Annotated in this window: 16 protein-coding genes and 3 tRNA genes; 8 read left to right on the top strand and 11 right to left on the bottom strand. The window is 64.9% G+C overall.

The genetic code is table 11. The annotated features are described in order from the left end of the window. Positions 1-90 precede the first annotated feature (90 nt). The gene (locus tag CLAM6_RS16365; RefSeq protein ID WP_153636641.1) at positions 91-1,245 is read left to right on the top strand and encodes a MalY/PatB family protein; all 1,155 of its coding nucleotides are present in this window, start codon (positions 91-93) and stop codon (positions 1,243-1,245) included. Between the two features lie 620 nt (positions 1,246-1,865). On the opposite strand, the gene CLAM6_RS16360 is transcribed toward CLAM6_RS16365, so the two are convergent. The 5 genes from CLAM6_RS16360 to CLAM6_RS16340 all read right to left on the bottom strand — a co-directional run bounded on the left by CLAM6_RS16360 (position 1,866) and on the right by CLAM6_RS16340 (position 3,927). After that, positions 1,866-2,831: a tetratricopeptide repeat protein gene (locus CLAM6_RS16360; RefSeq protein ID WP_043336518.1), complete on the bottom strand. Its 966-nt coding sequence runs from the start codon at positions 2,829-2,831 to the stop codon at positions 1,866-1,868. Between the two features lie 134 nt (positions 2,832-2,965). Further along, positions 2,966-3,445 carry an EVE domain-containing protein gene (locus tag CLAM6_RS16355; RefSeq protein ID WP_153636640.1) on the bottom strand — a complete coding sequence of 160 codons (480 nt, stop codon included), beginning with the start codon at positions 3,443-3,445 and terminating at the stop codon, positions 2,966-2,968. 155 nt (positions 3,446-3,600) lie between these two features. Further along, positions 3,601-3,677, bottom strand: a tRNA-Met gene (locus CLAM6_RS16350). Positions 3,678-3,720: 43 nt separating this feature from the next. After that, positions 3,721-3,797, bottom strand: a tRNA-Met gene (locus tag CLAM6_RS16345). Between the two features lie 53 nt (positions 3,798-3,850). Further along, positions 3,851-3,927, bottom strand: a tRNA-Met gene (locus CLAM6_RS16340). A gap of 370 nt (positions 3,928-4,297) precedes the next feature. Here CLAM6_RS16340 and phbB point away from each other — a divergent pair. After that, positions 4,298-5,044: an acetoacetyl-CoA reductase gene (gene phbB, locus CLAM6_RS16335; protein ID WP_043336510.1), complete on the top strand. Its 747-nt coding sequence runs from the start codon at positions 4,298-4,300 to the stop codon at positions 5,042-5,044. 150 nt (positions 5,045-5,194) lie between these two features. Here phbB and CLAM6_RS16330 read toward each other — a convergent pair whose 3' ends face one another. Further along, positions 5,195-8,038, bottom strand: a complete 2,844-nt coding sequence (locus CLAM6_RS16330) for a DUF349 domain-containing protein (protein WP_153636639.1) — start codon at positions 8,036-8,038, stop codon at positions 5,195-5,197. Positions 8,039-8,563: 525 nt separating this feature from the next. Between CLAM6_RS16330 and minC the strand changes: the two genes are divergently transcribed. The 4 genes from minC to sbcB all read left to right on the top strand — a co-directional run bounded on the left by minC (position 8,564) and on the right by sbcB (position 12,122). Beyond that, positions 8,564-9,322: a septum site-determining protein MinC gene (minC, locus tag CLAM6_RS16325; protein ID WP_153636638.1), complete on the top strand. Its 759-nt coding sequence runs from the start codon at positions 8,564-8,566 to the stop codon at positions 9,320-9,322. 82 nt (positions 9,323-9,404) lie between these two features. After that, a complete protein-coding gene (gene minD, locus CLAM6_RS16320; protein WP_054557277.1) occupies positions 9,405-10,223 on the top strand; it encodes a septum site-determining protein MinD in 819 nt (272 codons plus the stop codon). Continuing rightward, a complete protein-coding gene (gene minE, locus CLAM6_RS16315) occupies positions 10,220-10,480 on the top strand; it encodes a cell division topological specificity factor MinE (protein WP_043336475.1) in 261 nt (86 codons plus the stop codon). Before minD ends, minE begins: the two co-directional genes overlap by 4 nt. Positions 10,481-10,646: 166 nt before the next feature. Continuing rightward, positions 10,647-12,122, top strand: a complete 1,476-nt coding sequence (gene sbcB / locus CLAM6_RS16310; protein ID WP_043336470.1) for an exodeoxyribonuclease I — start codon at positions 10,647-10,649, stop codon at positions 12,120-12,122. Positions 12,123-12,286: 164 nt separating this feature from the next. Here the strand turns inward: sbcB and CLAM6_RS16305 are convergent, their stop codons facing one another. Continuing rightward, the gene (locus CLAM6_RS16305; protein WP_242007707.1) at positions 12,287-15,271 is read right to left on the bottom strand and encodes an insulinase family protein; all 2,985 of its coding nucleotides are present in this window, start codon (positions 15,269-15,271) and stop codon (positions 12,287-12,289) included. A 140-nt stretch (positions 15,272-15,411) separates the two neighbouring features. After that, positions 15,412-16,122, bottom strand: a complete 711-nt coding sequence (locus CLAM6_RS16300) for an SOS response-associated peptidase (RefSeq protein WP_242007706.1) — start codon at positions 16,120-16,122, stop codon at positions 15,412-15,414. 295 nt (positions 16,123-16,417) lie between these two features. On the opposite strand from CLAM6_RS16300, the gene CLAM6_RS16295 reads away from it, so the two are divergent. Next, a complete protein-coding gene (locus tag CLAM6_RS16295) occupies positions 16,418-17,062 on the top strand; it encodes a TetR/AcrR family transcriptional regulator (protein WP_153636637.1) in 645 nt (214 codons plus the stop codon). Further along, on the top strand, positions 17,059-18,951 hold the full coding sequence (locus tag CLAM6_RS16290; RefSeq protein ID WP_153636636.1) for an MFS transporter: 1,893 nt from the start codon (positions 17,059-17,061) through the stop codon (positions 18,949-18,951). Before CLAM6_RS16295 ends, CLAM6_RS16290 begins: the two co-directional genes overlap by 4 nt. Before the next feature lie 123 nt (positions 18,952-19,074). On the opposite strand, the gene CLAM6_RS16285 is transcribed toward CLAM6_RS16290, so the two are convergent. From CLAM6_RS16285 to CLAM6_RS16275, 3 genes are all read right to left on the bottom strand, one after another. Continuing rightward, positions 19,075-20,310: a multidrug effflux MFS transporter gene (locus CLAM6_RS16285; protein ID WP_172978730.1), complete on the bottom strand. Its 1,236-nt coding sequence runs from the start codon at positions 20,308-20,310 to the stop codon at positions 19,075-19,077. Between the two features lie 303 nt (positions 20,311-20,613). Further along, positions 20,614-21,891, bottom strand: a complete 1,278-nt coding sequence (locus tag CLAM6_RS16280; protein WP_043336457.1) for an HlyC/CorC family transporter — start codon at positions 21,889-21,891, stop codon at positions 20,614-20,616. A gap of 99 nt (positions 21,892-21,990) precedes the next feature. Further along, positions 21,991-22,788, bottom strand: coding sequence for a cytochrome C assembly family protein (locus CLAM6_RS16275; RefSeq protein ID WP_153636634.1), 798 nt, complete (start codon positions 22,786-22,788; stop codon positions 21,991-21,993). Positions 22,789-22,850: the final 62 nt, after the last annotated feature.

The following is a 22,850-nucleotide window of genomic DNA, read 5'->3' as shown; positions in this document are numbered from 1 at the left end:
AGGTATTCTTCTCGCCGCCCTCGGGCGGCGTGAGTCGAGAGCACTGCTCGCGTTGCCTGCCAAATTTGCCCGCCACAGGGAGACTCCATCTTGCCATTCGATTTCATCACCCCGCTCGATCGACGCCAGTATCCTTCCCAGAAGTGGGATCGCTACGCCTCGGACGTCATGCCCCTCTGGATCGCCGACATGGACTTCAGTGCCCCGCCCGCCGTGACGCGAGCGCTGGCCGAGCGAGTGGCGCACCCGGTCTACGGCTATGCCAAGCCGTCGGAGGGCCTCGATGACAGCCTGTGTGACTGGAGTCGCGAGCATTATGGCTGGGAGGTGCCGCGTGACGCCATCGTCTGGTTGCCGGGCGTGGTGCCGGCCTTGCACCTGGCCAGTCTGGCGTTGACCTCTCCCGGCGCGGGTGTGGTCACGACGACCCCGATCTACCCGCCCTTCCTCAAGGTGGCCCAGAAGACCGGACGACTGGCGCAGATGGCGCCGCTGGCAGAGCCCGAGACGCAAGGCGGCCCCTGGCGACTGGATCTGGAGGCCCTGGAAGCGGCCATCACGCCCGAGACCGAGCTGCTGCTATGGTGCCACCCGCACAATCCTACCGGCCGCGTCTGGCGCGAGGAAGAGCTCGAGGCGCTGGCGGAGCTGGTCGAGCGTCACGATCTGCTGGTGGTCTCCGATGAGCTGCATGCTGATCTGGTGGTGGACCCGACGGCCCGCCATATCCCGCTGGCCAGCCTGAACGAGCGACTGGCGGCGCGCTGCGTGACCCTGTGGGCGCCCTCCAAGACCTTCAATACCGCCGGGCTTACGTTCGCCTGCGCGGTGATCACCGATCCCAAGCTGCGTGCACGCTTCACCGGCGCCGCCAATGGCTTGATGCCCGATACCAATGTGCTGGGCATGGCCGCGACCGAAGCGGCGTGGCGCGAGGGCGAGCCGTGGCGTCAGGAGTTGCTGAGCGTGCTGCGTGACAACCTCGATCTGCTGGAAAGCCATGTGGCACGTTGGGACGGCGTCAGCATGTCGCGCCCGCAGGCCACCTATCTGGCCTGGCTGGATATGCGCAAGGCAGGGCTCGGGGAGTCTCCGCAGCAGACCCTGCTCGAGGAGTGCGATGTCGCGCTGTCGGATGGCGCAGACTTCGGCTGGCCGGGCTTCGTGCGCTTGAACTACGGCACCACGCGCGTGCAGCTGGAGAAGGCGCTGCAGCAGATGGATGAGCGACTGCAGAAAGGCTGAGTTCGGTAGAGAGGCGAAATTGATCTGGGTCAGCCTGCGGCGTTTCGTTGGCAGCTATCGCTCATCGCAAACTTGAATTGAGAATCATTATCGTCAACTCTGAAGCTAGGCCGCTCATCGGGAGGGGCTTGTCATCAGGAGATGCGACGATGAGACATGAGGTGGCAGAGACGCCGCGACAGGGGCGGCCAGCAAGCAGGGATGCAGGCGTGACGGCCTGTCGTGAATGGTGTTGTCAGGGCGGGAGCCTGCGCCTGGCGCGTTCATCGCCGCCATCTTCCCGCTGCCGTGCGCCCGCGGCGTCATCTGCCACCCCGTCTGCGCCAGACGCTGTGATGTCTGCGGGCCAGGAACTAGAGGTGGACTTTCCGCCCAGCGTGCGCGAATCGCGTGCTCGCCCCTCGCTTCTCAAGGGCTGGAGCCGTCGTTAGCCCTTGAATCGGCGCGACGGCTGGCCCTCAATGACAAGGCCCCGCTTCCTTTACCGGAGGCGGGGCCTTGTCGTCTGCGTGACGTGATCAACTCATTGATACGGTCAGCGCATCAGCACGATCAGCGCACCAGCACGATCAGCGCACCAGCACGATCAGCGCACCAGCACGATCAGTACATCAGCACGATCAGTACATCAGAGCGAACAGTTGGCGGCGGAAGCGCACGGTTAGCTCATGGGTCGCACCGAGGGCGTCGAAGACACGCAGCAGCGTCTTGCGTGCCAGATCATCGCCGTACTGGCGATCGGTCTTCACCAGGCTGATCAGGGCATCCAGCGCCAGCTCGTAATGGCCATCCGCCAGATCACGCATGGCGCGCTGATAGCGGGCTTCGCTGTCGTCCCGCTCGATCATCGCCTGCACCTCTTCGGGAGAGGGAGCCTCGGCGATGAAGTCGATGCGCGCACGTACGCCACGCGCCTGGGCACCGTCACGGTCTTCCGGCTTGAGGGAGTCCAGCAGCTGACGGGCCTCTTCACCATTGCCTTCTGCGACCAGCACCGAGGCGAGGTGGATGCGGTATTCCGGTGTCTCGGGGGATTCCTGCGCCAGCTGCTGATACAGCGCCTTGGCGGTGACGAGGTCGCCGCTTTCCAGTGCAGTGGCCGCCTGCTCCGCGAGGCTGGGACCTGCCCCTGCCGCCGGCTGGACCTTGTGCTGCTCGAGGAACTGGCGAATCTCGGCTTCCGGACGTGCGCCGGTGAAGTTGCCTGCCAGACCGCCCTGGATGACCAGCTTGACGTCCGGCACCGAGCGCACGCCCAGCTGAGCGGCGATGTCCTGCTGTTCCTCGGCGTTCAGCTTGGCCAGGATGAAGCCGCCCGCATATTCACGCGCCAGCTTCTCGAGGATCGGTGTCAGGACGAGGCAGTGCTCGCTCTGCGGCGACCAGCAATCCAGCAGTACCGGTACTTGCTGTGAGGCTTCCAGCACCTGCTGAAGATTGCTCATGTCCACATCGATGATGTAGGTGTTGGCGTCTTCTGCCTGGCGCGGTGCACTGGCGGCACCGCCGCCGACCACCCCTTGTGGCTGGGCGGCGGTGGTGTCATTGCCGGTCAGTGGCTGGCCGGTATTGGGATCGATGATCATGGTGCATGCCCCGAAATTCTGTCTGCGATTCAAGGCTCGCGCGCGAGCCGGTTGGCCTGATGATGCGGCCCGTCGCAGTGGAGTTCAAGGCGCTGCCGGACACTTCCTGGCGCGAGCGCCCCGGGCGCATCGGTTCACGGCAGCAGGGTGTCGCCGGCCAGGCTGGCGATGCAGGCGGCTTCGCTCTCGCTGAGCGGCATCACGGACAGGCGTGCGCGGCGCACCAGGTGGCTGTCCGCCAGCTCGGGCCGGGCTTTCAGGCGCGCGATGGGCAGGGTGGTGCGCAGCGGGCGAAGGTAGCTCAGACGCGGGGCGACCCAGCGCGGAGGCTTGTCGGCATCGATATCTGCCACCTGACGTGGGTCGAAGCCCTTGTGCTCGGGGTCACTGGCCGTCGGGTCGGGCAGGGCGAGCTCGCTGACGACGGCCAGTCCGACCACCGCAGTCACCTTGCAGCTGGAGTGCTGGATGAGCACGACATCACCGAGCTGCATCTCGCGCAGGAAGTTGCGCGCCTGATAGTTGCGCACGCCATCCCAGAGCGCCGGTGATTCGCGGCGCAGGTCATCCAGCGAGAAGGCATCGGGTTCGGTCTTGACCAGCCAGTGGCGCATGCAGGCACTCCCTTGGGACTGACGTGATGAGTGTGAAGGGGCCCGGTGTGGATAGGGGTAGCCAGGCCCGAGAACCGGCTTCCTCGCCATCATCGCACAGGAATTTCACGCATACGAAAAAGGCCTGATGCATGGCATCAGGCCTTTCGAATTCTTGGTAGCGGGGACCGGATTTGAACCGATGACCTTCGGGTTATGAGCCCGACGAGCTACCAGACTGCTCCACCCCGCAACACTGGGTACTGCCTTTGCTCCAACTCTGACGCATCAGAGGTTGGTAGCGGGAACCGGATTTGAACCGATGACCTTCGGGTTATGAGCCCGACGAGCTACCAGACTGCTCCATCCCGCAACATCACGTTGGTGTCTGACCGGCAATTACCTTGATAGGCAACGACTTGTCAGTGGTAGCGGGGACCGGATTTGAACCGATGACCTTCGGGTTATGAGCCCGACGAGCTACCAGACTGCTCCACCCCGCATCAACGTGGGGCGTAGTATAAGGATATACAGTGCTGCGTCAACCGTTATCCCGTAATTGACGCAAACTTCTCGTGTCCGGTGAGTCGTCATCAGCCCGTCTGCGTACCTCGAGCGATTATCGGCATCTTGTGTGAGAGATCTGCTACATACATTCCCGCTGCATCCTGTCCATACTGAGGGTGACGCGCCTCGCGCAGGCGGATGGCAGGCGTCACAGAGTGCACGATTGTCATCAGGCTGTTAGAGACGCGGGTCATTGTTGTCGTTGCAGGCATTCTCGTTTTCTCAGGGCGGGGGTGTCCGCAGATTCGCCAAGCTGTGCCCAAGCCAAGGACACAGGACGTTCCAGGATTAGGGAGACACAATAAGATGACACAAACAGCACCCGTCGCATGGGTTACCGGTGGTACCGGTGGCATTGGTTCCGCTATCTGCCGCGAGCTGGCGAACCAGGGGTATCAGGTAATTGCGGGTTACAGGAACAAGGAAAAGGCAGAGGGGTGGCTGTCGGAACAGCGCGCTGCCGGGTTCGAGAACATCGCACTGTCCGGCATCGAGCTGGACAACTTCGAAGCCTGTCAGGCAGGCGTCAACGAAATCCGCGAGCGCTTCGGTCCGATCGCAGTTCTGGTCAACTGCGCCGGCATCACGCGTGATACCTCCATGCGCAAGATGAGCTATGAGCAGTGGCGCGAAGTCATCAACTGCAACCTCGACAGCGTCTTCAACACCTGCCGTGCCGTCATCAATGACATGCTGGAGCACAAGTACGGCCGCATCGTGAACATCTCCTCCATCAATGGCCGCAAGGGCCAGTTCGGGCAGGTCAACTACTCGGCCGCCAAGGCGGGCATGCATGGTCTGACCATGGCGCTGGCGCAGGAAACCGCGACCAAGGGCATTACCGTCAACACCCTGTCACCGGGCTACATCGCCACCGACATGATCATGAAGATCCCCGAAGAGATCCGTGAATCGATCCGCGAGACCATCCCGGTCAAGCGTTATGGTCAGCCGGACGAGATCGCACGTGCGGTCGCCTTCCTGGCCGACGAGAAATCCGGCTTCATCACCGGTGCCAACCTGGATATCAATGGCGGCCAGTTCATGGGCTGATGCCCTGCGCTAGCGCGAGCCAGTGCAGGGTTGGCACCCGGCCCCTCTGGCAAGAGAATGAAAAAGCCCCCGTCTCTATCGAGACGGGGGCTTTTCGTTGCCATGACTTCAATCTTGCGAGCGCGTCGTCACCAGCTCAAGAGCACTGGCTCAGTGATTGAACAGCGCATCGAAGCGCGGCAGTTCGGTCTGCCAGGCGTCCCAGTCCAGCGGACCATTGGCAAGCAGCGCATCCAGCACCTCATCCAGCTCTTCTTCACGCTCCATGCGCTCGCCCAGCTGCTGGTTGATGCGCGCGACCTGCACGGTCAGGCGGCGTGATTCATCTTCGCTGCCCAGCGGGGCCTCGAACAGAATGGCCAGGTGGACACGCAGCTCGGCCAGGCGCTCATTGGCGGCGCTGCAGTTGCTCGGCAGGGCCTGGCGCATCTGGTTGCGCGCCGCATTGGCCTGACGGCTGTTGTCGTCGAAGGCCGAGGTGTTCGGCAGCTCGACATCCTGCACGTCGCCGTTGCGCGCGCTGGCATCCGCCACGGCGTGCTGTTCGAGCAGATCACGCCATTGCTGCCATTCCTCGCGCAGTTGAAGGGCGTGCAGTTCATCCAGACGCTGCTCGCGACGCTTGAGAATGCCGGTCCAGCGACGACGCATGCCGTCACCCCGCTTGCCGCGCGGCAGCGGGCCGAGGGTGTCGGCTTCCTTCAGAGCGTCATCGAGCAGGGCGGCGTCTTCCAGTGTCTCCGGCTCCCAGCTGTCGAGACGTTCGATCAGCGCCTGCCACTGATCCAGGCGTGCCTGCTCGCGGCTGTCGCGGTCTTCGCGGTCCTGGTCACGCGCGGCGAAGATGCGGTCGCACGCCGCGCGGAAGGCGGCCCACAGGCGTTGTTCTTCGCCCTTGGGCGCGCGGCCCATCTCGCGCCAGCGACTCTGCAGGGCCTTGGCCTGTTCGGCGCGGGCACGTGCCGGCGAGTCCTCATTGGCCAGTGCCTCGACGGCGTCGACCAGTGCCTGCTTGGCGGCGGCGATCTGGCCCGCGCGGCTGTCGATCAGCCCCTGCAGTGCCGTCAGTGCTTCACCGAAGCGGTGCGACAGCTGGCGACCGGGGCCTGCGGGCACCGGCGTGTGGCGACGCCATTCCTCACGGGCGCGATCACGGATCTGGCGCAGGGAGTCGGGGTCGGCATCGTCCATGGCGTGGCCGTTGAGCGATTCGAGCTGCTCGCAGAGCGCTTCGCGCATGGCCAGATTGTGTTCACGCAGCTGCTTGCGCGATTCGCGGTAATCCCGCAGGCGCAGCTTGATGGCGTCAGAGGCGGTGCGGAACGCCTGGCTGGCATCGCGGCTGGCGGCCGCATCACCCAGCTCGCGCCATTGCTGAATCAGCTGCTGGTGCTGGCGGTCGCGCTGCTCATCGCTGATGTCATCGCGCTCGCTCAGGGTGGTGATGGCCTCGAGCAGCTGCTCGCGCTTGGGCGCCGCGACGAAGTTCTGCCAGTCACGGAGTTCCGCGACCCGCGCGCCCAGCTGGCGCAGGCGGGTCTGGCGGGCATTGTCGAGCTGGCCTTCGGTGCGATCGCGCAGTGAGCGATGCAGGCGGCTGGCCGGCTTGAGCTTGCCGGCATCGAGATCCGCTTCCAGGCGAGCCAGTTCGGCATCCAGCGCGTCCAGATCCAGGCTCGCCTTGCCGTCGGCCGCGCGGGGGGCGTCGGCTGACTCGGCGTCTTGTGCTTGGCTTCCATCGAGCGCGTCCTGCTCTTGCGCTGCCTCTGTCGGCTCTTCCGGCTGTGCCGCACTGATCGCCTGACGCACCGCACTCAGGCTGGCGGTCTGCGGCAGACCCGCAGGCCAGGCCACTTCGCTTTCCAGACGACGCAGCTGGTCGATGTCATTGTCGACCAGCGCGGCATCCAGCTCGCCCTGGCACAGCTGATGGCGATGCCAGGCATCGAGGGCATCCTGCAGCTGCTGTTGCAGGCGCTGCTGACGTTCGAGCAGTTCGGCCGGGGCCGAGAACTGGTCGGTCAACTCGCTCCAGCGTTCTCCCTGCAGACGGCGCTGGGCCTGCAGGCTGGCGAAGTCGTGGTCATTGACGCAGTCGCGGCTGTAGAGGTCTTCCCGCGCCTGATCCACGGCGCTGAGAATCTCTTCCAGGTGCGTGTTGAGGTTGGCGCTCAGGCGCTCATGGGCGCGAATGGCTTCCTCGCGGGCCTCATGGTCACTGATGACCTTGTGCGCCTGCTGGCGCGCCTCTTCGAAGCGCTGTTGAATCTCGTAGTCCGCGGCCGGCAGACGCTCCCACTCGCGCAGCAGCGAGCGGTAACGCGAGGGCACGCTGTCTTCCCACGCCTGACGCGGCAGCTTCTCCATCTGGCGCAGCAGGTTGTCGCGGCTGGCGGCCAGCGCGTCGGCCTGCTGGGCATCGGCACGGCGCTGGGCGAGGGTGTCGCGCGCCTGACGCTGCACGTGGCGGTCACGCTTGGCATCGCGCACCAGACGCTCGAGGCCGGCCTGGCTGGAGATGCGGGCGGCAGCGGCATGGCGCACGGCGGCGATGGTGTTGTGGCAGGCCTGATGGATCAGCGCCTCTTCATCTTCCAGACGGCTCAGTGCGGTCAGACGCAGTTGCTGGTTGTCGCCGCGGGATGCCACGGCGGACAGCAGTTCGCTATCGTCCAGGCGCTCGACCAGCTGTTCACGGCTCAACAGTGAGGGCGCATCCTGGCCGCCGCTCAACAGTTCGATCAGGCGCTCGCGTACCAGGCCATCTGCGCGGTCGAGCAGCGGCAGCAGACGCTCGGGAGATTGCATGCGCGTCAGGGCGGCATGGCGCACTTCCAGGGCGTCATCTTCGAGAATCAGGGTCTCCAGGATCTTGCGCTGGTCTGGAATCTCCGGATCAAGCTGGTCAGTGGCAGCGGAGCGAATGGCAGGGTTGGCGTGTTGCCAGCGAGGAGTGAACAGGCGGCCAGTGAGGCGGGAGAGCAGTCCGGTCATGAGAGAGCGGTTATCCAGGCAAAAAATAGAGGGGCGCAACAATTGGCCGCACACTCGGCGGGTGCAATCGGGTGGGCACGACGGAGTGGGCGGAGTGACGGCGCATGAATTTCGTCACCCCGCTATCTTACCAGTCACAGCCCCCCGTTGTGTGGTATCGCATGTCGATCGATGTGCCTTATTGCACGCGCGCGGCGGCGTACAGGGCGACCGGCGGCGGGTGACAGGTCGGCAAGGGAGGCACGTCGTAGGCTCGCGACACCTGACAGTGCCTGCTGCTGGCCGTATCATCAGTTGCAGCACTGTGTTCGCTCACATAGTTTTGTACGTTACCGCTATGCCATTCAGTGTCTGTCATTCATGCTCGGCGCCTATCAAGCAGTCGCTGTGCCGTGTGCGACGGCGAGCTATGTTATTCAGGTGGCCTTTCCAATCGAGGGTCGCCTTGAGGATGCCGTGAACAGCACGTGCATCATCAAGAGTGTCGGAGGGCTTCGACACTCCTTACGCAACCGGAGTCAGGTCATGAGTCTCAGTACGGACAGGGCCCCTCAGGCCTTCACCTTCAAGGGCGGCATGCTGCCGATGACGGTCATGGAGCTGGTCAGCGGTGATCCGGAGCAGATCCGTGCTCAGCTGGCCAGCAAGCTCAGCCAGTCGCCGGCCTTCTTTCAACATACGCCGGTGGTGCTGAGCGTCGAGAAGCTCGACGAGCCGCATCTGGCGCTGGAGCGCATCTGTGCCGTCTGCCGTGGCCACAAGCTGCTGCCGGTCGCGGTGCGTGGCGGTGGAGACCCGGTGCGTCAGTCCGCCTGGGCGTTGGGGCTGGGGTGGTTCCCGCCGCAGGAGAATCGCGGGCGCTCCCTCGAGTCCGTGCCGCCGGTGGCCGCTGAACCGGTCGCCGAGCCTGCCGAGGCAGTCGCGGACAGCGCGGCCGAGAAAGCGGAGCCAGCCCACGCCAGCAAGGTGTATCGCGGCACGGTGCGCTCGGGCCAGCAGGTCAGCGCACCGGAGGGCGATCTGGTCATCATCGGCGCGGTGAATGCCGGCGCCGAGATCCTGGCCGCCGGCAGTGTGCATATCTATGGCGCTCTGCGTGGCCGCGCGCTGGCGGGTATCCATGGCGATCGCAACGCCAGCATCTACTGCAAGGAACTGCACGCCGAGCTGCTCTCGGTAGCCGGAACCTACAAGCGACTCGATGACATCGACAATCGCCTGCTGGGTGCCAATGTCGAAGTCGTGCTTGAACACGACCAACTCTGTATCGCACGACTCGGCTGACCCCAGTACTGTGTTCTGAACGATATCCAATATTTACAGGTGATCCTCGCTCGGCGAGGGACTCTCAGCAAGGAAGATACCTTTGGCCAAGATTATCGTAGTGACGTCAGGCAAGGGCGGAGTCGGCAAGACGACCAGCGCCGCCGCCATTGCCACCGGACTGGCTTTGCGCGGCAACAAGACCGTAGTGATCGATTTCGATGTGGGCCTGCGTAACCTGGACCTGATCATGGGCTGCGAACGCCGTGTGGTCTATGACCTGGTCAACGTCATCCAGGGCGAAGCCAATCTCAAGCAGGCCCTGATCCGCGACAAGCGCATCGATAACCTGCACATCCTTCCGGCCTCCCAGACCCGTGACAAGGACGCGCTGACGCTGGAAGGCGTCGAGAAGGTGCTCGACGCGCTGCGCGAGGAGTTCGATTACGTCATCTGTGACTCGCCGGCCGGTATCGAGCGCGGTGCCCAGCTGGCGATGTACTTCGCTGACGAGGCCGTGGTGGTGACCAACCCGGAAGTCAGCTCGGTACGTGACTCCGACCGCATCATCGGCCTGCTGTCTTCCAAGACGCGTCGCGCCGAGAATGGCGACACCCCGGTGCGTGAACACCTGCTGATCACCCGTTACCATCCGGCGCGCGTCACCGGCGGTGACATGCTCAACCTGACCGATATCCAGGAAATCCTGTCGATCCCGCTGATCGGCCTGATTCCGGAATCCGACGCCGTGCTGCGCGCGTCCAACCAGGGTGTGCCGGTCACGCATGACCAGAAGAGCGATGCCGGCCAGGCGTACGTGGATTGCGTGTCCCGCCTGTTGGGCGAGGAAGTGCAGCTGCGTTTCCATGAAGTCGAGAAGCGCGGTCTGCTGGCCAGAATGTTTGGAGGGGGGCGCAAGTGAAATTACTGGATTTTCTGAAGCGAGAGCGCAAGAAGACCGCCAATGTCGCCAAGGAGCGGCTGCAGATCATCGTCGCGCACCAGCGTAGCCAGCGTGACCAGCCGGATTACATGCCGATGCTGGAGCGTGAGCTGCTCGAGGTGATTCGCAAGTATGTGCAGGTCGACCAGGATGCCATCAACATCTCGCTGGACCGCGAAGACGACTGCTCGGTGCTGGAACTCAACGTCACTCTGCCGCGCCCCGGCGAGGCCTGAGTTCGCGGGGCGTCGGGTGCTTGCTACCTGAGGCGTTGCCGAGCGGGCACCGCCTGCGACGTCCCGAGCCAGCCCATGCCCATTGCCTGCCAGAGCACCGTGCCAGCCTTGCTGGAGACGGTGCTCTGGCACGTTCATTTTTCGACCGCCCGCGTGGAGACATCCTGTGGCAGAGCCCACCTTCCTGTGGCACGACTACGAGACCTTCGGCGCTGACCCGCGCCGTGACCGTCCTTCGCAGTTCGCGGCCATCCGTACCGATGCTGACTTCAATGAGATAGGCGAGCCGCTGACCCTCTATTGCAAGCCGGCCGATGACTTCCTGCCCCAGCCGATGGCGTGTCTGATCACCGGCATCACCCCGCAGCAGGCCGAGCGTCGCGGCATCCCCGAGGCCGAGTTCGCCGGGCGCATCAATGACGAGATGAGCGTGCCGGGGACCTGCACGCTGGGCTACAACAGCCTGCGCTTCGATGATGAAGTCAGCCGTCATCTGTTCTACCGCAACTTCCTCGACCCCTACGGGCGTGAGTGGCAGAACGGCAATTCACGCTGGGACCTGATCGATGTCGTGCGCGCCTTCCATGCCCTGCGCCCGGAAGGTATCGAATGGCCCAAGCGAGAAGATGGTGCGCCCAGCTTCCGTCTGGAGCACCTGACGGCGGCCAATGGCATCGAGCACGCCGGCGCGCATGACGCGCTGGTGGATGTACGCGCCACCATCGCGCTGGCACGCCTGCTCAAGTCGCGCAATGCGCGGCTGTTCGATTACCTGCTCAAGCTGCGCAACAAGCGCCATGTCGCCAGCCTGCTGGATATCGGCGCACGCAAGCCGATGCTGCACATCTCGCGTCGCTATCCGGCCTCGCGGGCCTGTGGCGCGCTGGTGGTGCCGCTGGCGGAGCATCCTTCGAATGCCAATGGCGTGATCGTCTATGACCTCTCGGTCGACCCGGCGCCGTTGATGGAGCTGTCACCGGAAGAGATTCGTGCCCGTGTCTTCGCCAGTGCCGATGACCTCGCGGAAGGTGAGGAGCGGATTCCGCTCAAGGTCATCCACCTCAACAAGAGCCCGGTGCTGCTGCCGGCCAATGCGCTCAAGGATGTGTCAGGGCCGCATGAGGGCGAGTACGGCGAGATCGCCGCGCGCTTCAAGATCGACCCCGCCCAGTGTCGCGTGCACTGGAAGTGGCTGAAGGACAACGCCGGTGTCGGCGTGAAGGTGGCGCAGGTGTTCGCCGAGGCGCCGCCGGCCGGCCCGGCTGATCCGGACTTGATGCTCTATTCCGGCGGCTTCTTCTCGCCCGCGGACCGCAAGGAGATGGAGCGGGTACGTGCTACCCATCCCGAGGCGTTGGACGATACGCCGTTTGCCTTCCAGGATGGCCGACTCGAGGAGATGCTGTTCCGCTATCGCGCGCGCAGCTACGGCTACACGCTCAACTCCGCCGAGCGCGAACGCTGGGAGCAGTGGCGTTGGGAGCGCATGAACGATGAGCAGGTCGCGAGCCTGACCGTGAAGGGCTTCGTCAGCGAGATCCAGCGGCTGGCCCAGAGCGAGCAGGACCCGGACCGCGTGCAGATTCTCGAAGAACTGGCGATGTACGTGGAAGGCATCATGCCGCCGCAGGCCTTCGGCTGATGACGGGCTAGCCGGCCCGCTGTGCTTGCCGGCAAGGCATGAATGAACAAGACCCCGACGCGGTTATTGAACTGCACCTCGTCGGGGTCTTGTCGTTTCAGGCGCCCGTCCGGTGAGGGCCGGCGCCTTGTTTGCCCGCCAAGCCGCTGGCGGGCCGGCGAGACTCAATGCTGAGCATTGCCGCTGGCCTCGGCTGAGGGTGCCGCCAGGGTCGCGCCTGTCTCGGCGCGCGGCGCCTCGGGCAGCGGCGGCAGGTCCAGTTCGGTAAGGCGCTGGTCGAAGTCGCTGGGCGTGCCGGGGTCGAAGGCCAGTTCCAGCGCGCTGGAGTCATTCAGCTGCTGCCAGATGGCGCGGATATCCTGCGCGCTGACCTGTTCGACGGCCGCGACCAGTTGCTGGCGGCGGTCAAAGCCTGTCCAGCCGAAGCTCAGCTCGCTCCAGTTGCGCGCTGCCAGCTCGGACAGCTTGCGGGGCTTCTGGGTCAGGCTGTCGACGACGGCGTCACGGTAGCTGGCAAGCGCGGCCTCATCCAGTGACTGCACGCGGCTGTCGAAGCGGGTGAGGAAGGCATCCATGCGCGAAAACAGCGTCTTGCTGTCCTTGGACGGCGACTGCACCAGCAGGCTCAGCCCCGGCGCATCGAGCATGGGCGAATAGCGTGCGGAGACGATATAGCCGAGTTGCTCCTCGGTGCGCAGCTGGCTGTAGAAGGGCGCTTCGAGCAGCTGACCCAGCACCGCGATGCGTGCCTGGGACTGCAGCGTGCGGTCCTTGCCCTGCAGGTAGCGCAGGGCGCCGGCATCGCCGCGTGTGCTGTCCGGGCGCAGTAACGTGTGCTGGGTGACCTGACGCACTTCCAGGTCTGGTACCGCCTCGCGCGTGATGCGCGGCGCAAGCCCGTTGATCACCAGCTGGCCGGTCTCGCGGGCCTGGTCGGCGGTCAGGTTGCCGGTCACCATCGCCTGCACGTGCAGCTTGGCAAGGAAGCGCTTGCGGAAGCTGTCCAGTGACTGGGCGTCGATCTTGTCCAGGGCCGCCAGTTGTTGCGCGGCGGTGCTCGGCAGGCCGACCAGCGTTTCGCTGAGGCTGCGGCCCAGGCGCGTGTAGAGCGGTGCCTGGACGCGGTTCTGCAGGCTGCGACGCAGGCGTTGAGTGATGCGCTCCAGGGTGGCGGGGGCCATCTCGTCATTCACCAGCTGGTCGAGCACTTCGCGCATTTCCGGCTGCTGACCATCGCGCCAGCCACTGAACTGCAGGGTGATGCCGCGCCCATGGGCATAGACCAGCGCATCCTGCCCTGCCAGACGTGCCGGATACAGACGCGCGTTGAGGCTGTCATTCAGCCACGCCGCCAGCACCTGACTCATGGCCTGATCATCCACCGAGCGACTGACGTCGGGATTGAGCAGACCGAAGCGCCATTCGGCCTTCGGCACGCCGAAGCTCGCATCGCCCTGATACCAGAGCTCGGCACCGGGCTCATCGATCAACTGGCTCGGCTTGCCTTCGGGCAGATCGAGTACGCGGAAGTCCTTGGCCAGATAGGGGTTGGGACTGGGCAGCGCCAGCTGGCTGGCCAGGGTCTCGTCGCCGGCTGGTTGAGCAGCGGCATCCGCCGTCAGGCGCGTCAGGGTGTAGGGCGCCTTGAACCACTCGCCCTGTTGATCCCCCTCCACCTGCGGGCCGGAGTAGACCTCCAGCAGGTTGTCGGGTGTAAGACGAGCGAGGGTGTCCTTGATCAGGTCCGGGTCGAAGTCCTGCATCAGGTAGGGTGCCGCCAGCACGTCCTCGATCGGGTAGCGCGTCATCATCATCGCCAGATTGCTGGCCAGATTGACCGGCGAGCTGCGCTGCTGGAAGCGGAAGCTCTGCTCGCCCAGCTGTGCCTGTTCGGTATAGCGCCAGTCGTTGATGCCCTCATCGCGGATCAGCGCCAGGTAGTCGAACAGCGCGGCACGGATCTCCGCCTGATGCTGCGCGCCTTCCGGGGTCAGGCTGATGTCGACGCTGAGCAGGGCATGCTCGCCATCACTGAGGCCACCGCCGGCCGAAAGGCCATCTGCCCAGCCCTTGTCCTTGAGCACTGCCAGCAGACTGCCTTCGCCCTCATGACCGATCAGGTTGGCCAGGTAGCTGACCGGCTGTGAGCGGTAGTGGGCAATCGGGTCGTCGATGGGGAACATGAACGACAGCTTGCGCTCCTGCTTGAGCGCCTTGACCTCAAGGCGTGCCGGCAGCTCGTTACCGCTGGCCAGGGGCGTGGTGATCTCGGGGCGCGACAGCCCGCGGTCGGGCACATCACTGAAGTTGTCACGGGCCAGCTGTTCGAGCGTTTCCAATGACTGCGGCCCGACCAGTGACAGGCGCATCACGTTGGCGCCGTAGTGAGCCTGATAGAAGTCGACCAGACGCTGGCGCAGGCTGCCGGCCTCGGTGTCCTTGAGGGTCTCGAGGCTGCCGACACTGAAGCGGTTGAAGGGGTGTTGCGGGTTGAGGGCCGCCTCGACAGCCTCATAGATACGCCGGCCATCGTCCTGCAGGCGCGCCTGATACTCGGAATTGACCGCATGGCGCTCGCGGTCCACGTAGTCGGCGTTGAACTGTGGGGCGACGAAGAAGCGCGCAAAGCGCGGCAGTGCCTCATCGAAGGCATCCGGGTCGATGTCGAAGAAGTAGTTGGTGTCCTGGCTGGCGGTGAAGGCGTTGTGCTGGCCGCCATGCTTGGTGATGAAGTCCTGGTAGGCATCCGGCTTCGGATAACGATCGGTGCCGAGGAACAGCATGTGCTCCAGGAAGTGTGCCAGCCCCGGGACATCGTCGGGGTCCTGGGCGCTGCCGACTTCGACATCGACGGCGGCGGCGGCCTTGTCGGCCTTGGCATCACTGACCAGCAGGACCTTGAGGCCGTTGTCGAGGGTCAGGCTGCGATAGAGTCGCTGGTCGTTCTCGCTCTTGATGACGGGGCTGGCCTGCTCGGCTCTGGCGGGCGCCGTGCTTGAGGCGGAGTTGGTGGCCGGCGCGAGGGACGACGCGGGCGCAGAAGTCGGGCGGGTATCGGCATGGCTGATGGCCGGCGCCAGACCACTCATGACGATGGCGGCAATGGCCGTGCTCAGTGCAAGAGGGCGAAATCCTGAAGGCAGTGACATCTTCTCTCCTGATTCATGCCACCGCTGCTCGGGCAGGTGGCGCTGACTCGGTGATGGTTCTCATTGGGCGAACATGCGCGCGAGGCGGTAGAGCGATGCAGTGCCGCCATCCTCGATACGTGCCGTCGGCGCAGGCGGATTCAGGTCAGCATCGGGCCGGTGGGGTGGGCGACGCTCCACTCCTGATGCTCGGGGTCGTTGACGAGGCGTGCGACCGGGAAGGCGGCCAGGCTGGCGTTCGGCGACAGCATGCTGCGTACCGTCTCCAGCGGCGTCTCGGCATTCAGCCAGTCGCGTACCTGATGCGGCGCAATCACGGCGGGCATGCGATCGGTCAGGCGTGACGTGACCCCGGCACACTCGACACTGATCAACGCGAAGCTGTCGCGACCCTCGGGGGGCAGCCCCTCCATCAGGGGGGCGCTGAAGTGGCGCGTCCACAGGGCGGCCAGCAACAGCGGGGCGCGGGTCGGGTGCGTGACCAGAAACGGCTGCTTCATGCGCGGTTGTTCCTTCCACACATAGACACCGCCGACGGGGATCAGTGCCCGCTGGCTGATGAACGACTCGCGGAACATGCGTCGCGTTTCCAGCGACTCTGCCCGCGCCACGTGCGGGGCGTGGTCCATGATCTCCAGCCAGCTGGGAGTCAGGCCCCAGAGTGCCGGCACCAGGCGCAGGCGGGGGCCTTCCATGCGCAGCATCGAGGCGGGCATGCGCGGGGCGCGATTGGCGCTGACCAGCAGTTCGCTGCGCAACTGGCGTTCGAGCGCGGGAGTCGCCAGCGACCCGAACAGTTCGTCGGGGGGCAGGTCAGCGGGGTAGGGGGGGATATACAGACGACCGGCCACGAGAATCCTTTGAGGCGATGAGGCGAAGGGAACATGCAGCGGCAGCTGCTGCCTGAGATGGGGTGTGGATCGCGCTGCACGCCACGGATGCCAGCATGCCACACCTTGGTGGTGCTTGCGTTTGTGCTCAGTCTCGATATGCTGGACGGAAACACTGTTCGATTCAATGACCGATACGGGGTGCTCCAAGAGATGACCGCAAGGCGTCGCAACCCTTTGCCCACCCGTGCTGTCCGAACACACACCGCGTCAGATTCGCTACGCGGTAACGCATCTCAAGCATCAGAGGAATTCGATGGCCCGTCCACGTCAGCATGCACCGGAAGCGCTGCATGCGCGGGTAATGGAGACCTGCGATGAATGGCTCAAAGAGCAGCCCGTTCACGCCCTGTCTCTGCGCAACCTGGCTCGCGAAGTCGGTTGTGCGCCCAGCACCCTGCTCAAGCTTTATGGCAGCTTCGGCAACCTGCTCCAGCACGTCAATCTGGCGACGCTGGACAGGCTGCGCGATGCGATAGCCGGACAGGAGACGCCGAGTCCTTCGGAGCGCCTCAAGGCCCTGGCGCGCGCCTACTGGGGCTTCGCCCAGCGCGACCCTTATCGCTGGCAGCTGCTGTTCGACTTCCCGCTCGCACAGGAAGGGGAGCTGGACCAGCGTCAGAACGTGATGATCGAAGGGCTGTTCGAACGTGTGGAGGGGGCCTTGGTCGAGTACGCCCCACGCGTCGAGTCCGTCGAGGCCAAGCGCATGGCGCGCACGCTGTGGGGTAGCGTGCACGGTCTGGTGCAGCTGGGCATGAACGAGCGTCTGGGACTCTGGCAGGGGCAGCCACTGGAAGTGACGGAGCTGCTCGATCAGTTGCTGGACACCATGTTGGCGGGGCTCAAGGTGCGCAGCGAGGCTGCGTGTGCGGGGGATGCCACGGAAGCTGGCAAATGAGTCGAGAACTGCTCCGGCGACCCCGTTTTGCGCCCTTCTTCTGGACCCAGGCCCTCGGGGCCTTCAATGACAACCTGTTCAAGAACGCCTTGCTGCTGCTGATGACCTTCGTGGTCATCGAGCAGCGGGGCTGGGACACCGGCATCGTCAACAACCTGGCGGCCGGTCTGTTCATCCTGCCTTTTCTGCTGTTCTCCGCCTGGGGCGGCCTGTTGGCTGATCGCCTCGACAAGCAGCGCCTGATCGTGCGGCTCAAGTGGCTGGAGCTGGCCACCATGAGCGTGGCGGCCGGCGCCTTGATCTTCGAGGCCTGGGAGTTGCTGCTGGCGTTGCTGTTCATGATGGGCACCCAGTCGGCGCTCTTCGGTCCGGTCAAGTACGCCATTCTGCCCCAGCACCTCAAGCCGGATGAGCTGGTCAGCGGCAATGCCTGGGTCGAGCTGGGCACCTTCCTCGCCATCCTGATCGGTACCCTTGCCGCCGCGGCCTTGATAGCACTGGGCGGCGAGCTGGCACGCTGGGCGCTCTCCGCGTCACTGGTCTCGCTGTCCCTGCTGGGCGTGATGGCGGCCGGCAAGATTCCGCCGGCACCCTCCGCTTCACCCGGCCCCGTGCCGTGGCGTCCGCTCTCCGGCAGCATTGCGGTGATGCGTGAAGGGCTGAGCAATCGCCGGCTACGCTGGGCGCTGCTGGGCATCAGTGCCTTCTGGTTCCTCGGCGCCAGCTATCTGACGCAATTGCCGGCCTATGCGCGCGATATCGTGCATGGGGCTGAAGGGGCGACCTCTGCCTTGCTGGCGGCCTTCGCCATCGGCATCGGGCTGGGGTCGCTGGCCTGTGAGCGTGTCTCGCGCGGGCGTCTCGAGACGGGACTGGTGCCCTTCGGCGCGTTGATCATCTTCGCTGGCGGGCTGGATCTTGCCCTGCGCCCGGCACTGGCCGAGGCACAGATGGCCACGCCCTTGATCGAGCTGCTGGGCATCGCCGGTTTCTGGCGCATGTGGCTGGATCTCGGTGTCATCGGCTTCGGCGGCGGCCTCTATATCGTGCCGCTTTACACCCTGCTGCAGATTCGCAGTCCTGAAGATCACCGCGCGCGCATGATCGCGGCCAACAACGTGCTCAATGCCCTGCTGATGGTGCTGTCGGCCGGTGCCGGCATTCTGGTGCTGGGCGTGATGGGGCGCGATATTCCGGACTTCCTGCTGCTGCTGTCCCTGATCAGCGGGCTGATCGCGGTGGTCTGCATGCTGCGTGACCCGCGGCCCTTCCTGCGCCTCAATATCTTCATCCTCATCCACCTGATGTATCGCCTGCACCTCAAGGGGCGCTGGCGGATACCGGCGGAAGGGGCGGCGCTGGTGGTGTGCAATCACGTCAGCTTCATGGATGCGCTGATTCTGGGCGGGGCCAGTCCGCGCCCGCTGCGTTTCCTGATGGATGCCGAGATCTATCACTCGCCGTGGCTGAAGTGGTTCTTCCGCATCGCCGGGGCGATTCCGGTGGACTCCTCGCGCAAGGACCCGGCAGGGGTGCGCCGCTCGCTGGAGGAAGTCGGCAAGGCGCTGCGCGAGGGAGAGGTCGTGATGATCTTCCCCGAGGGCAAGCTGACGCGCGACGGTGAGGTCGGTCGCTTCCGGCGCGGGCTGGAGTTGATTCTGGCGCGTGATCCGGTGCCGGTGATTCCGATGGCGCTGGGCGGTCTGTGGGGCTCCTGGTTCTCCCACGGCGGCGGGCCTGCCTTCGCCAAGTTTCCGCGGCGCCTGCGCGGGCGGGTAGAGCTGTGTGTCGGGCGTACCTTCGACCCTGTCGGCACCAAGGCGGTGGAGCTCGAAGAGGCCGTGCGTGACCTGCATCGCAAGGCGACACGCCTGGCGCGCTCCCGCTAGCCCCTCACTTTTTTTCAGTGCTGCATGAAAATGCCGCCCATGCCGACACGATCGTCAGGCAGGGGCGGCATTTCACGTTCTGGCGACCAGTGGATAGCCGCTGGCGTCGAGCTCGGCGTCGCGTCAGTCGCTGGACTGCTCGGAGGGAGCGGTGTGGCGCGTGACCCAGAAGCCGAAGCCGCCGATGGCCCAGGCGCCCAGCATGACCAGCGGCACCGCCAGCATGTCGTCGCCGCTCAGCCACAGGCTGGCCAGGGCGCCATAGAGGCCGCCGCCGAGATACAGCACCGTGCCGGAGATGGCATTGGCGGCACCATGGCCACGTGTGAACAGCGACTGGTAGTCGGCCATCACGTTGGGCGTGATCATGCCGCCGGCGCCCAGCACGAACAGGATGCCCGGAATCAGGGTGGCGACCTGGACGTTGTCGGTGATGACCAGCGAGATCAGCCAGGTGATGCCGATCCCCTGCATGCACAGCGCTACCTGAACCAGCTTGCGCGTGCGCAGATGCTTGAGGCCGAAGTGGTTGAGGCGGTTGCCGATCAGCATTGCGCCGACATTGGCGCCGAAGGCCAGCGCGAACTCACCGGAGTTCAGTCCCAGCACGCCCTGATAGAGATAGCTCGCGTTGGTCAGGAAGGTGAACATGATGCCGGGTCCGCACAGCAGCAGCATCAGGTGCCCGGGGACGCCGCGCGTGGTCAGTACCGTGCGATAGCTGGCCAATGCGCCGCGCAGGCTGAGCGGTGAACGCTCGCTGGCAGGCAGGGTCTCCGGCAGCCACTGGCGAATGGCGACTCCGGCGATCACGCCATAGACGGCCAGGCCGATGAAGACCATCTGCCAGGTGCTCAGCGCCAGGATGAGGGCGCCGAGGCTGGGGGCGACCAGCGGTGCTGCCATCAGCACCATCATGACGTTGGTCATCAGGCGTGCGGCGTCCTTGCCGGTCGCGACATCGCGCACCACGGTGCGAGAGACGCCGCCGGTCATGCCGGTCGCGATTCCCTGCAGGACACGGAAGACCATCAGCCATTCCAGGCTATGCGTCATGGCGCAGCCGAGACTCGCGATCAAGAACAGCACGATGCCGCCCAGCGCGATCGGGCGACGGCCCAGGCTGTCCGACAGCGGGCCACCACTCAGCTGACCGAAGGCGTAGCCGGCCAAAAAGAAGGTGATGGTCAGACCGAGACGGGAGTGATCGACACCGAATTCCGCGGCCATGGCGGGGATAGCGGGCAGGAAGGCATCCATCGATAGCGGGGCGAGCGCCACCATCAGGGCCAGCAGCACGGTGAAGTGAGGTTGTCGATGCAGGGCGGGTGTCGTCGTTGGGGCGGAAGCTGAAGTCATGAGGGCCATTCGAAGGTTGTGGGGCATTGCAGCGGGAACGGTGAGTCAGCCTGCTCTGGCGCAGGTCCGTGACGTCTGGCGCTGGCGGGCAGCGCGAACGCGCACAGCATAGCGTGGGTTCGGGCCGCTTGCGTGTCGTGGTCTGCAACACCGTATTGCAGCTGGTTCTTGCACCTGAGCAGCTGTGTCTGAGCACCTGCAAATGAGTACCTGGGCGAGTTGCCGTGCCCCAGACGCGACAGGCCCGCCAATTGGCGGGCCTGTCGTCGAGAGTGCCGTGCTGCGTGGCAATGTGGGTGGGCGTCAGCTGCGCGTGGTGCGAGCCGCCTGCCAGCAGCGTGCCGAGGTGATCTGGTTGTCCTTCACCTGCTGGATCTCGATGCGCGTGGTGCCGATGGCGAGACTGGCCGGGGCATCCGGGAAGGATTCCAGATGTTCCAGAATCAGGCCGTTGAGCGTCTTGGGGCCGTCAGTCGGCAGCTGCCAGCCGATGGCCTTGTTGATCTCGCGGATGTTGGCGGTGCCTTCGATCACGTAGCTGCCGTTGTCCTGCGGGTGGATCTCCTGATGCGTACCGGCGACATCGGTGGTGAACTCGCCGACGATCTCCTCGAGGATGTCCTCCAGCGTCGCCAGCCCCTGCACATCGCCATACTCGTCGACCACGATGCCGATGCGGCGCTTCTGCTTCTGGAAGTTGAGCAGCTGGGTATGCAGCGGCGTGGATTCCGGGATGAAGTAGGGCTCGCGGGCTTCCTGGATGATGGAGGCCTTGGTGACCTCGTCCAGCGACAGGAAACGCGCCGCATTACGCAGGTGCAGGATGCCGATGATGTTGTTGATGTCGCCCTTGTAGACCGGCACCCGCGTGTGCTGACTGGCGCGGATATGGCTGAGGATTATGTCGAGGTCATCGTCCAGGTCGATGCCGAAGATCTCCTGACGCGGCACCATGATGTCATCGACGGTGACGTTCTCGAGATCGAGAATCGACAGCAGCATGCCCTGGTGGCGACGCGGGATCATGCTGCCGGCTTCGTGGACCACGGTGCGCAGCTCGTCACGGGTCAGGCTGTCGGCGCCGCCGCTGACATCGCGCACGCCGAACAGGCGCAGCAGGCCATTGGAGATGCCATTGACCAGCCATACCAGCGGATAGAGCAGCTTGAGCAACGGTTCCAGCACCAGCGAGGCCGGATAGGCGATGCGCTCCGGGTTCACGGCGGCCATGGTCTTGGGCGTCACTTCGGCAAAGATCAGCACCACGATGGTCAGCACGGCGGTCGAGACGGCCGGGCCCGAGACATCACCGAAGTAATGGATCGCGATGATGGTCGCCAGCGAGGCGGCCAGGTTGTTGACGAAGTTGTTGCCGATCAGGATGACGCCGATCAGGCGGTCCGGACGGGAAAGCAGGCGGGTAACACGCTTGGCGCCGCGCTCACCGCCCTTGGCGCGGTGACTGAGACGGTAGCGGTTGATCGACATCATGCCGGTCTCGGAACTCGAGAAGAAGGCAGACAGGATGATCAGTATGACCAGTAGGCCGAACAGCAGCCCCAACGGGGTGTCGTCGCTCAAGAGTGAAGGGTCCTCGGTGGCGGATTTAGGCGCATGATACTGACACGCTCGCTGCAATGCATCAGGCGCAGCGAGCGATCTCTGTCGGGGTGGCAGGGCTTAGTGGGAAAATACCACTTGCAGCACGAACTTGGTGCCGAAGAAGGCCAGCGCCAGTACCAGGCAGCCGCCCAGTGTCCAGCGGGCGGCACGCTGGCCGCGCCAGCCCAGCACGTGATGCCCGAACAGCAGCACGGCGAAGATGATCCAGGCGCCGAGGCTGAGCACCGTCTTGTGAGCCAGGTGCTGGGCGAACATGTTGTCCAGATAGATGGTGCCGCTGATGATCGACACGCTGAGCAGGATCATGCCGGCCCAGATCAGCTCGAACAGCGCGCGCTCCATGCTGGTCAGTGCCGGCAGCACCTGGACGATGCCGCGGGTATGGCGCTTCTTGAGCGCGTGCTGTTGCAGCGACAGCAGTCCGGCCTGCATGGCCGCGATGCTGAAGAAGGCCAACGCCGCCACCGAGGTGAAGATGTGGGCGACCAGACCGGGGGATAGCGGGTTCTCGGTGGTGGCGCTCGGCAGGTTCATCACGCCGAGCACGCAGGCGGCGGCGACCGGGAACAGCGCCGCGCCCCCGGCGATCACCGGCTTGAACAGGCTGGCGGTCACCAGCAGCAGGCAGATGGCCCAGCTGACCAGCGACGCGCTCTCGAACAGTCCGAGGTGCAGCGCGCCACCGTGGTTGAGCGTGACCCAGACGATGACGGCATGGCAGGCGACGGCGATCAGCGCCAGACTGCGCACCAGACGCGTGCGTGCCGGGACGCGGCGTGTCAGGGTAAGGCCCTGCCAGAGGCCGGCGCCGAGATAGAAGATGATGGCCAGAAAGGCAAAAGGCAGAGCCTGCATGTGCTGTTGTCCAGGTGCCGGAGGGTAGCGGGAGATCAGGCCTCGCTTGAGGCACTGTCTAT

The sequence above is a fragment of the Cobetia sp. AM6 genome (assembly GCF_009617955.1).
GTDB lineage: Bacteria > Pseudomonadota > Gammaproteobacteria > Pseudomonadales > Halomonadaceae > Cobetia > Cobetia amphilecti.
The sequence above is the reverse complement of the archived record's forward strand: the minus strand, read 5'-3'. Positions and strand labels throughout refer to the sequence as shown.